Below are 12,063 nucleotides of genomic sequence, written 5' to 3'. Positions count from 1 at the left end.
TAAGTAGTGCCTTTGCGTACTTATTAATGCTTTTGAGCTATATGCTTTATCACCGAACTACCGGAATAGTCACCGGAAGGGAATGTTATATCCATCTGTTCTCCATTCAGGCTTAATTGAACAGACTCCTCTTTATACAAAGGATCAGCTACAGCTATTTCATATTGCCCGTCTTTCTTCTCAATGTATAACAAAACTTTTTTATTGACTGCCACTACCAGATCATCTGAGAACCGTATTTCACCCGGTTCATAAAAGACGACAGCATACTGTCTCTTATTCTCATTGGCAATCGCTTGTGTCTGCTCCGTATTGGCTATAATTTTGATTTCATTCTCAAACTTCTTATCTGTAAAATAAGAAAGAGGTTTATCAGGCATTATTATGTAGCAATAATCCTCATTCTGTGGAGTAGTGCCATGCGAAATCCATAAACTAAAAACCTCTTTTGTAACAGGTTGCTCACTTGCCGTTACTTCAAGTTCCCGCCAGGTACCCGTTTGCTTGGCTTTTCTCAATGTTACACTCCCATTTTGCGGGAAAATATACCCTACATTATCATGGTAAGCCCAGTCTATCTTTTTGTCGGACAAGTTATCCATTAGCCGGTATGTATGCCCTGACAAGCCATATGTAACCTCACCATTTGCCAGACATTGATTTACCGAAGTACGAACTTCCTGCGTACGGGCTGCCTTAATACCACTTCCCATACATACCATAGCATCTCCCATAAAAAAGTAAGCTTTCCGAGCTTCCACACCCTGATAGGCATGCTCATAAGCCATTACTCCATTATGGGCGTTGCTAACGCCTCCGCCAAATTGATTCGACCCGAACAGATACCAACGTAATTCGGCAGTCGACTGATTAGCAACCGCCGTTGTTCCCGGTACCCGCGTCCAATCCCAAGCTACAAAGACGTCATCATACTCATGACCGGTAGTCATTATATTAGTTGCTCCTAATGGTAGATAATAACCTTTCAAATTCTGCCCATTCAGCATTTCCGTACCATTTGTGCGCACGGATATGACTTTGGCAGACATGTAATAATCAGCTCCATGATGAGTCATAATGTTCGATTTCCAGAAGTGTGTATTTCCAGGTACCGGAAAGGCTGCACCATTAATATGCTTTTTCCATGCTTCATAATCTTCTGCATGAATAGGATCAACTTCTTTCATTAAATCTAATGTGTACGTGGACATATTACTCAAGCAATTCGGCCGACATATTCCCCGTCCAATCGTCCCAAAATCATATGCCTCCCTGTATCCGAACATCTGTGTTCCTTTCAGAAAAACATCTGATACCAACTTAATCTTATCAGGAGTAAAAAATTTTATGAAAGATGTCTTATTAGCTAAAGTAATATACTCTGCCAAGTCAGACATCAGTGACATTCCATATCCACCCGAATAAAGTTGAGGACGGTGCTGATGGATACTATTATCTCTTTTCATTCCTTCATCATCTTTCTCCTCTACATATATGGTAGAAGCAATGGAAGAAAATCCTTTGGCTATTAACTCATAATTATCTTCTATACAGCCCTTATGTATCAAGACTGCAGACACCCATGTCCTGTTCTTACCTCTATGTGCTACATTATCTGTCTTATCAACCAGGTAAGCAGAAAGCCTCATCAAATCTTCTCTTTTCAGTTCTTTCTTCAACAAAAGAAGAGGAACCATATATTGGGAAGGAGCCCCGATATCCCGATACCACCAATTTCCGGAATCGGGATTAACTGTCCGGAAATAGTCTAACCCCAATACTATCTTTTTTCTCAATTCCGGCTTATGAAATAGCTTATTTCCAGGCTTACTATAGGCCAATGCTATGTTTCTTAATCTTTTGAGATGACGGTCTGCATCGAAATAGAAAGTCACTGTCTTATAATCAATGTCTTTCCAACTACCATCAGTTTGCATAACAGCCAAATCTTTTTCTGCTTGAGAAACGTCTATCGAATCCGATAGGTATTCTTCCAACAATCTATTATATAAAATCTCTATATCCTTCTGCTTCTCTACAGCATAACTGCATTCTCCCCAAAAGCATAACGCTAGATAAATAATTAGTAACCTTTTCATAATCATTCTTTATCTATAATTATCACCGCCGCACTCATTGCCGGGACGGATACTTTAACATATTCATTTTGTGGTTGATATTTCTCTCTTATATTTAGTTGAAAACTTCCATCAGCTTCTACTTCAGCATCAGCAAAATATATTCCTAATGAATTTTTCAAGAAAGACTCAAGCCAACGGATACTTCCAGCAACTGCCAGTCCCGCTATAGTAACATTAGGTAACTTATCTTTTAGCATTCTTTAAATCGTTTTGCTACATATGCAGCTTCATTCGAGTTTTTTCAGAATTTTTTCTCCCTGATTCAGCCCACAATAACCTTTCAGTCGGTTAAGCCTACAAATTTTGAAAAAGTATCTACATCTGTAGTACCCCCCCCAAAGGAGTGCAACAACAAAAGAATTGTTTCCCCTTTTTAATAATTTAGTCAAGTTCATGGTATTAAATATCAGTTTTTTATCTTCAAAAATAAAAGTCTATTTAATAAGGAGTTAGCCCAATAATGAACCAACTCCTTACATTACATAAGTTTTTAGGTAGAATTAGAAATATCCAGGGTTCTGCTCTTCCTCATCAGAACCGCGAGGATTCAGTCGGTCAATATGCTTTTGAGGAATTGGACGCAGTTTGTGATACTCTTGGATATTCTTCATTGCGTCTGGATTCCATTTTTTTACATACTCAACCAATTTCTCACAACGTACCAGATCTTCCCATCTTGTGTATTCGCCCAAAAGTTCACGTCCTCTTTCATCCAACATAAAATCTACAAAGTTCTCTTTCAAGTCATCTGCAGTCACTTTTATATTTTCATAAGTAGATTCCGTGTTGTCCATTTCTCCACCTTCTTCCAGCCAATATTGAGGTACCTTTTTTTCGCCGGACTTCCAAGAAGCACGCTCACGAATAACATTAATCAAATCAGCAGCCAAGTTGTAATCCCCCTTACGTCCTGCTGCTTCCGCAGCAATGAGGTAAGTCTCGCCAAGACGCATACGTACCCATTCGCGTACCCCTTTCTGCTCATTTGCCGTTTCTCTTAACGGATCCTCATATTTCAACACAATGGGATAATATCTGTTATTCTTACTTGGATCATCCTTGTTCCATTGAAAATATTTATATTTATATGTTCTGTTCTTAGGAGCATTTAAACTATAATAAATAGCAGTATCTCCTATGGCTAAAGAAGAAGTTACTTTATTACAATAGTAGGTCCATTTAAAACTCTTATAAAAACGGGAGTCATTTTTACGATCAAATAACTCAAACATCGTCTTATTGGTAGCACGATGAAAACGATAAGGACGGCCGTTAGCTATATCACGCTTCATACCAGGTTGATCTTCATACCACGATCCCCAATATAAATGAGATTTATTTCCATCTCCATTATATATCGGATCAAGAGTAAACTGAATGGAAAAGATAACCTCACGATTTCCCATGTTGTTAACATCCCACAAATCCGAATAGTTATTCAATAAAGTATACTTAGGGCTGTCTATTACCCTTTTTGCATAGTAATAAGCACTATCCATATCAGTTGATAATTGTCCACGCTGATTAGTTACTGCACTACCACGTGTAAGATAAACTTTAGACAATAAATGAGCAGCAGCATATTTAGTAGCCTTACTTTGTTCTGTACCAGTTGCCGATTCACGGAGATGTTCTGCCGCATATCTTAAATCACTGACAATAAGCTTATAGACATCTGATACAGAAGAGCGTTTGAAGTCAGTTTGAGGTTCTTGTATTGCCTTAGTAACCAAAGGTATTTTGCCAAATTGTTGAACTAAGTCAAAGTAGAAGTACGCACGAAAGAAATTCATCTCAGCACCATAACTCTCTTTTTCTGCTTCCGATACACTCGCCTCCGGCAGAGCATCTAAAACCAAGTTTGTCACTCCGATAGCTTTATAATGGTTTTCCCACAAACTATATAACTTCGATTCTGTTGGTGACAAAGTTGCACTATATAAATTATAGGGATAACTCAAAGCTCCCTCCGCACCTGTTATCAGATCAGTGCCTAATTCTGTAAAAACATTAGAGAACTCTCCACCAACTCCAAAACGCATATAAGCATAGGTGGCATCAACAGCTGCCAGTATACCTTGTTCAGTTTTATAAAAATCACTTGTTATACGAGGAACTTCTTTCTCTGAAAGAAAATCATCACAACTAACATTTATCAGGGAGATAAATCCATAAACCATCGTAAAAATTATGTCGATGCTTTTTCTATATTTCATCGTTTTCATTTTATTCTTATTTTATTTAGTTTAAAAAGAAACATTCATACCAAATATCCAACTACTTACACTTGGTGAAGCATAGGTTGCCGCTCCTTCCGGATCGACTCCGGTGTAGCTTGTAAACACAAGAGGATTCTGTGCAGTAACGTATAAGCGACAATTAGATAAAGTTGCTTTATTAACCAGACTTTTAGGTAATGTATACCCTAATGTTATTGTTTTAACACGTAAAAAATCAGATTTTTCATAATATAATGAAGATTCATACTCTATATTGTCATACAACCTGTTAGGACGCGGATAAGCATTAGTGGGATTATTAGGAGTCCAATAGTCAAATTTCACACTATTATTACGATAAGACTGGTGATTCACGCGAACTGCATTTCTCAACATTCCGCCTAAAGTTCCATAAAGAACAACATTCAAGTCAAGACCTTTATAAACAAATGTATTGCTAAAATTAAAAATATGTTTGGGGCGTTTTTGTCCAAGGATCATACGATCATTGTCTGCAGTAATTTTATGATCTCCATCAATATCCAGCAGTTTAATCATTCCCGGTGCAAATTTATGACCATTCTTATTATATTTTTCGATTTCTGCAAGATCTTCCGGAGTATCCTGCCAGATACCGATTTTCTTATAATCATAATATACCCCAAGCGCTTCGCCTATAAACCAACTATTGCCTATATCATCTACTTTCCCATTATACAATTCTACAATTTCTTCCTTATTAGTTGAATACATAAAATCTGTAGACCATGTAAAGTCTTTATTTTGTATATTCACAGTAGATAAACTAACTTCAATACCCTTATTCCTTGTCTTACCAACATTAGTAAGTACACTCGTATAGCCAGAGACAGCAGGTAACTGACGGTCAAGCAGCAAATCATGTGTATTTTGCAGATAAGCATCAACTGTTCCACTCAAACGTCCACGGAAAAAACTAAAGTCAACACCTACATTCCATTGTCCGGTAGTTTCCCAAGTCAATGTTTTATCCGGTAAGCTGGATGAGGTATAACCAATAACCATATTTTCTCCATAATTATAATACTTCTTTGATAACAATCCCTTTGTTTGATAAGGATTAATAGAAGTATTGGCAGTTACACCATATCCGAAACGCAGTTTCAAATTATCAAGTTTATCAAAATTCTTAAGGAAGTTTTCCTCATTTACTCTCCATGCCAATGAAAAAGCAGGGAAAGAAACCCATTTGTGTCCATCTGCTAAACGTGAAGAGCCATCATAACGCATTGAGAATGTTGCATAATACCTGCTTTTATAATTGTAGTTCAAGCGCCCCATGAAAGAAGCAAGGCTCCATACCTGGTTATTACTGTCATATCCTGTCATATCCAATGCTGACGCAATATCATTAAAAAGCAGATCATCCGAAGGTAAATCCTGAACAGTAGTACTTAAACTTTCAGTTCTATTGCGCTGAATAGATTGCAGTAAGGTAACTCCGATAGAGTGTTTTCCAAACTGCTTATCATAGAATAACAGATTTTCAAACGTATAAGCATAGGTCTGCTGAGTAGCGTTCTTTGCCTGATTAGGATTACCCTGTCTTGCATTTGAAGATAAAAAAGAATAATCCTGACGAGAATGGAAATCAATTCCAATATTTGCACGATACTTAAGTCCATCTAACGGAAGCTTGATTTCTCCATAATAACTACCTAAGAAACGGTTAATCTTCAACGGATTTACTACAGCATCAGGCTCCAAATATTGAAGAGGATTCCACCATTGAGAGTCACCACCCGAGGTCATCAACGTAGGTGCTCCATCATCATCGTACAATCGTCCAAGCGGATTAACACGCCAGCAATCCTGAAAATTCGAACCTCTATCCTGTAATGAATGACTAAAATGTGACTGTCCTCCTATCTTCAACCAATTAGTAACCTCCGCATCAACACTCAACTTTACCGTATAACGCGAGTAATCTTGATTCTTATAAATACCTTCATTCCTGAAATATGTAGTATTAAAAGCAAACTGCATTTTATCACCTCCACCTCTAATGCCGAGCTGGTGGTCAGTCACTATACCTGTACGTTCTACTTCGTTCCACCACAAAGCCCCGGAACGTACTTTACTGGGATCATAATTACCATTTTCATCATAAGCCATTGCAATAGACTGCCAAGTATAATCATCGCCAGTAAACGAAGGTAATGTTTTATCCAGTTCCATATTAGGTACTGCTGAATCATATTGTCCGGCAGCTCTATAAGCTTCACGCACATACTCCGCATATTCTGATCCATCCATTAATTCCAACTTATTTTGAATGGTCTGAACACCATAATAACCATTATAATCAACCTGTACTTTTCCTTTTTTACCTTTCTTCGTTGAGATAATGATAACTCCATTAGCACCTCTAGACCCATATATCGCTGTGGCTGAGGCATCCTTAAGAACCTCTATCGACTCTATATCACCAGGGGCAAATAAATTAGGAGCTGTTGAAATAGGAATACCATCCACTACATACAACGGATCATTTCCTGCTTTGATAGAACGTGTACCACGAATAAGAATAGACGGAGTAGATCCTGGAGTCCAACTTGTGTTCTGTATCAATACTCCCGGAACTTTACCCTGAATAGCCTCAGCAGCGGATAACGCCGGACTCTGCAACAGTTTTTCAGAATCAACAGATGTAACAGAGCCTGTCAGATCACGTTTCTTTACAGTTCCATAACCCACTACTACAACTTCATCCAATTCTGAGGCAACCTCAGTTAAAACAACATTCATCATTGCTTGTATGCCAACCTTTTTCTCAAGTACATTGTAGCCGATATAGCTAAACTTTAAAGTCGAATTTGATGAAACATTTAAATCAAACTTTCCATCTATATCCGTTACTGTACCATTAGAAGTACCAAGTTCCACTACACTGACTCCTATTAATGGTTCATTTTTCTCATCAGTGACTAATCCCTTAATATTTTTCTTTCCCTGACCATAAGCAGTAAACAGAGATAAACACAATAATAGAAGGATTGCAGAGAACCGTTTTCCTCCTAGTCTTTGTTCACTTTTGTTTGTTAGCATAAAAATGTTTTTCATATTAATATATTTTTTAATTGGTTCTATTTTAAAAGACACTTATTAAAGAGACAAATACCTTTAAAACATCAGCATGAGTAATTCTCCAAAACTCAAATTATCAAAAAGTACTCTAATGACATCTTTTTAGAAATACTCAAAAAATTAAAAGAATGTTTTTCCATATTCATCGCTATTTATCAAAAATTAATAATATGTATCTTTTCTCAATACCTGCAAAAAGACTAATACACTATTGAAAACGTTTGATGTTGTTTCTACATGCAAAATTAGCGTACAAGCAATATGTATATATACAATATCTCGCCAATATCATGCTCATATCCGCAATGCACAAAGAGAATACAGTTATGGCGAAATTGAATACAACAGTCTTTTAGCAGAGGTTATCCCCCGGACAATAAAACCTTAGTTTTAACTAAAGTTGATCTTGTTAAAACCTAAATTCAACCAGATAGAATTTTGGAAAAATCAATCAGAGCACTATCTTTGTTCGCCAGTAAAAGTGATTAATGCCAAGAGGACTACTAATGAAATATTATATTCAATTTTCTTTGCTGCTACTATTTTGTTTTATACAAAATGTCAATTCACACAACCTTAGACAAATTAGTAATCGTGACGGGCTATCAAATAGTTCCGTTACCTGTTTATTTCAGGATGAAAAACGATTCTTATGGATTGGTACTTATGACGGGCTCAATATGTACGACAGCCAAAAGATATATGTATATAAGCCTGATATCAACAATCAAAATAGTCTTTCAAGTAACGTTATCAGAAAAGTTATAGAAACAGATAAGAACTATCTATGGATTAGCACAAAATGGGGGCTAAATAAACTATCCCAGCAAAGTAATACTATAGAAGAATACTATAATGAATTTGGCGAAAATTCGTATATCGCCAAAGACAGCCAAGACTATTTATATGTATTTAATAGACCCAATACATTATCTCTATATTCGAAATTAGACAATAAATTTATAAATTTCCCCTTCTATAATGAGAAGGAATTGGACAATGTATCGAGTTTCATAATTGATTCACAAGATACGGTATGGATAAACCATAAAGGCATAATGGAAAAGTATACCATATCTGGTAAAAAAACAAATAACCCTCAAGTAGTCAGACATCCGGATTTTATATATCCACACCTCATAAAATATGCTTTCTACAGTGACGAGAAAATAATTATGGTAGATTCTGAAGGAAACATATTTTACAAAGACAAAGAGAAGCTACATTTTATCAAAAAATTAAAGCAATTGATTCAGGAAAGTGGTAAAATCGGAGCTATTGCTTTTGATAATAAAGACATTCTTATTGGATTTGAAACAAATGGTCTTATACGACTAATAGCTGAACAAAACTACCAAGTTGAGAAGTTCAACATCAATTGTGGTGTATTCTCTTTGTGGAAAGATAAACAACAAGATATTATCTGGATTGGCACAGACGGCCAAGGGGTATATGCATGGACAAAAGACGAGTACACATTTACCAATATATTACTCAATGAACTTCCGATCAGCAAGAAAAGGCCGATTCGTGCCGTTTACACTGATAAATATAACACCTTATGGTTAGGTACAAAAGATAACGGTGTAATAAAAATCAGAAATTACGATACTTCAAAAGAGTATTCAAATGATAACGTTACACATCTTACAACTCAAGAAGGACTCACTAATAATGCAGTTTTCGCATTTGCACCAAGCAATGTGTATCCAATTCTGTGGATAGGCTCCAATGGCCCCGGTTTAAACTACTACTCTTTCTCGGACAATAAAATTCACTCATTAATCAACAATACTAATCAAGATATCGCCCACGTACATTCCATGAGTGAGACAAACGACTCACTATTGTGGATAGGGGCAGGAAATACTCTATTGAAAATAAGCACCCAACGACATAAGCAAGGGATTGAAGCTAAACAGATTCATGCATTTAACTTTAAGGTTCCGCATAAGCAGAAAAATAATCAAATATATGCCATATATCCGGAAAACGACTCTATCATCTGGATTGGGATGCGTGGTAATGGTGTCATCAGATTAAACTCGCATACTGAAGATTATTCTTTCATCTCTTTTGATAGGAATGGCATAGCTCCCATGAGCGATATATTATGTATACATCAAGACCAACATGAAGATATGTGGTTAGGTACAAGTTATGGGTTAACTAAACTAAAATTCTCATCCAATGGCAATTATGACTATAAGAATTTTAATGAGAATGAGGGTTTACCCAATAATACAATACACGGAATCATTGAAGACCAAGAAGGACATCTATGGTTAAGCAGTAATACCGGTATTATATTATTTGATTCTCAAAAAAATATATTCAAAAACTTTAATCATAGGACAGGATTAGATATAACAGAATTCAGTGATAACGCATATTTTCAAGACAAAGTAAGAAACAGATACTTTTTTGGGGGAGTAAATGGCATAGTCTGGATAAAAAAGGAGAAAAAGGGAAGAAGCAATTTCGTACCTGATATTCATTTTACTAAAGTAAGGATATTCAATAAGGAATATAATATTCATGAATTTGAAAAGAAAGGCAGCAATCCCCAAAATATCGTACTGAACTATGACCAGAATTTCTTTGCAATCTCTTTTGTTGCCACCGACTTTATCAATGGTGAGAACTGCAAGTATTCTTATAAACTTGAGAATTTCAGTAATGTATGGATGAATACACGTTCCAATGAAGCTCAATTTACAAATATTCCTCCCGGAGACTATACATTGAGAGTGAAATACAATGACGGAGGAAATAACAATGATAATTTAATCCAGAGTATCCGTATTGTCATTCTTCCCCCTTGGTACCAAAGTATTGCAGCTCAGATAATATATGTATTACTGGCCCTTGGAGCAGGATTTGGATTCTGGCACTATATCCGGCGGAAATACGAACGGAGAAAAGCCGCTATTTCCAAGAGATTAAACGAAAAGTATAAAGTAGAAATGTACGAAGGTAAACTACGTTTCTTCACTAACATCACACATGAATTTTGCACACCACTTACCCTGATCTATGGACCATGTGAAAGAATATTGCAGCATGAGAACAGTGATGCTTTCATCAGGAAATATGCTCAGATTATTAAATCAAATACAGAGCGCCTCAATAGCCTGATACAGGAGGTCATAGATTTCCGCCGTATGGAAACCGGTAATCAGATATGCCACATACAGGAACTGAATATCAGTAAACTGGCAAAGGAAATTATAGATTCATTCAGTGAGTTGGCAGAGCAGAATCAAATCCATCTAGAAACCGATATCTATCCAGAAATTATGTGGAAGAGTGATTATAGTGGATTCACAAAGATCCTGAATAATCTTATCTCGAATGCATTTAAATATACCCCCGAGAATGGAATAATCCGCATATCCATAAAAGCCGAAGGAGACAAGTTAAATCTAAAAGTTTATAATACGGGAAAAGGAATATGCAAAGAGAGTATTCCATTTATATTTAACAGATATAGTGTACTTGATAATATTCAAGAGAATAGTATTAAAGGGCTTTCTTCCAGAAATGGTTTGGGACTTGCTATCTGCCAAAGCATGGTAGAACTGCTACAAGGTACTATTGAAGTAGAAAGTGAAGTAAACCAATATGCTCAGTTCATAGTGAACCTGCCACAACTTGAAGTAACAGGAAAAGCGGAACGTATACTAAATGAAGAAGTTCCTAAATCTGAACCTTTTAACCATAAAACCAGTACTGAAATAACTGAAAGAGACAATCATCAGGAAGAATCCAATCAACCGGAGCCAACCATTCTGATGATAGATGACAACAAAGAGCTACTGTGGATGCTAAAAGATATACTATCCGATGAATACTCTGTTTTAACCGCAGAAAATGGCGAAGAAGGGCTTACCATATTAAAACAAAAAACACCGGACCTCATCATTACAGATATTATGATGCCTAAAATAGATGGAATCACTTTAATCAAACAGCTCAAAAGCAACAAACATACAATGCATATTCCACTAGTTATCCTCTCTGCAAAGAATACAACCGATGAAAAGATTGAAGGTATAGAATCTGGAGCAGATGCTTATATCCCCAAACCATTCAATACTCAATATCTGAAGAGCATCATCAAGCAACTATTAAAAAAGCAGGAAGAATTAAAGAAATATTACAACTCCTCAGCAAGTGCCTTTGAATTTAGTGGTGGACATTTGCTACAACAGGAAGATAAGAAGTTTATAGAAACTGCTGTTGAACTAATCAATAGAAATATGGACAACACCAAGTTCGGACCGGAAGAACTTGCAGGAGCCATGCAAACCAGCAGTAGAAACTTATATCGCAAGTTTAAAAAACTGGAGCAGCTACCACCTAAAGATTTCATTAAAGAACAAAGAATTAATTATGCCGCGAAACTACTATTAACCACCACGTTGACTATACAAGAAGTCATGTATCGGACAGCTTTCACAAATCGGTCACATTTCTATAAAGAATTTGGCAAACGATACAATCAAACTCCTAAGGAATACAGAGAAAGCAATAAGCACAAAGACAATTCTCTCAACTAAAAAGAGCTTGTGCAT

At 36.3% G+C, this 12,063-nt stretch carries 5 protein-coding genes; 1 reads left to right on the top strand and 4 read right to left on the bottom strand.

Features of this window, described 5'->3' with window-relative positions; all coding sequences use genetic code 11:
• Window positions 1-23 precede the first annotated feature (23 nt).
• The 4 genes from BWI44_RS04995 to BWI44_RS04980 all read right to left on the bottom strand — a co-directional run bounded on the left by BWI44_RS04995 (window position 24) and on the right by BWI44_RS04980 (window position 7,462).
• Window positions 24-2,099: a polysaccharide lyase family 8 super-sandwich domain-containing protein gene (locus BWI44_RS04995; RefSeq protein WP_229036134.1), complete on the bottom strand. Its 2,076-nt coding sequence runs from the start codon at window positions 2,097-2,099 to the stop codon at window positions 24-26.
• Window positions 2,100-2,101: 2 nt separating this feature from the next.
• A complete protein-coding gene (locus BWI44_RS04990; protein ID WP_007661783.1) occupies window positions 2,102-2,338 on the bottom strand; it encodes a hypothetical protein in 237 nt (78 codons plus the stop codon).
• 303 nt (window positions 2,339-2,641) lie between these two features.
• Entirely contained in the window at window positions 2,642-4,366 is a 1,725-nt protein-coding gene (locus BWI44_RS04985; RefSeq protein WP_195209005.1) for a RagB/SusD family nutrient uptake outer membrane protein, read from the bottom strand.
• Window positions 4,367-4,387: 21 nt separating this feature from the next.
• The gene (locus BWI44_RS04980) at window positions 4,388-7,462 is read right to left on the bottom strand and encodes a SusC/RagA family TonB-linked outer membrane protein (protein WP_286812058.1); all 3,075 of its coding nucleotides are present in this window, start codon (window positions 7,460-7,462) and stop codon (window positions 4,388-4,390) included.
• Window positions 7,463-7,992: 530 nt separating this feature from the next.
• Here BWI44_RS04980 and BWI44_RS04975 point away from each other — a divergent pair.
• Entirely contained in the window at window positions 7,993-12,048 is a 4,056-nt protein-coding gene (locus tag BWI44_RS04975) for a hybrid sensor histidine kinase/response regulator transcription factor (RefSeq protein WP_195209003.1), read from the top strand.
• The last annotated feature ends 15 nt before the right edge of the window (window positions 12,049-12,063 follow it).

Origin of the sequence: Bacteroides sp. Phil13 (assembly GCF_001940965.1) — a bacterium.
In the GTDB taxonomy this organism is placed as follows: domain Bacteria; phylum Bacteroidota; class Bacteroidia; order Bacteroidales; family Bacteroidaceae; genus Bacteroides; species Bacteroides intestinalis.
Note: the sequence above shows the minus strand (reverse complement) of the source record. Positions and strands in the feature narration are given on the sequence as shown.

Bases quoted from the DNA above. Each gene is read 5' to 3' on its own strand.
- BWI44_RS04990 (WP_007661783.1), bottom strand. From the start codon at position 2,338: ATGCTAAAAGATAAGTTACCTAATGTTACTATAGCGGGACTGGCAGTT.
- BWI44_RS04980 (WP_286812058.1), bottom strand. From the start codon at position 7,462: ATGAAAAACATTTTTATGCTAACAAACAAAAGTGAACAAAGACTAGGA.
- BWI44_RS04975 (WP_195209003.1), top strand. From the start codon at position 7,993: ATGAAATATTATATTCAATTTTCTTTGCTGCTACTATTTTGTTTTATA.
- BWI44_RS04995 (WP_229036134.1), bottom strand. From the start codon at position 2,099: ATGAAAAGGTTACTAATTATTTATCTAGCGTTATGCTTTTGGGGAGAA.
- BWI44_RS04985 (WP_195209005.1), bottom strand. From the start codon at position 4,366: ATGAAAACGATGAAATATAGAAAAAGCATCGACATAATTTTTACGATG.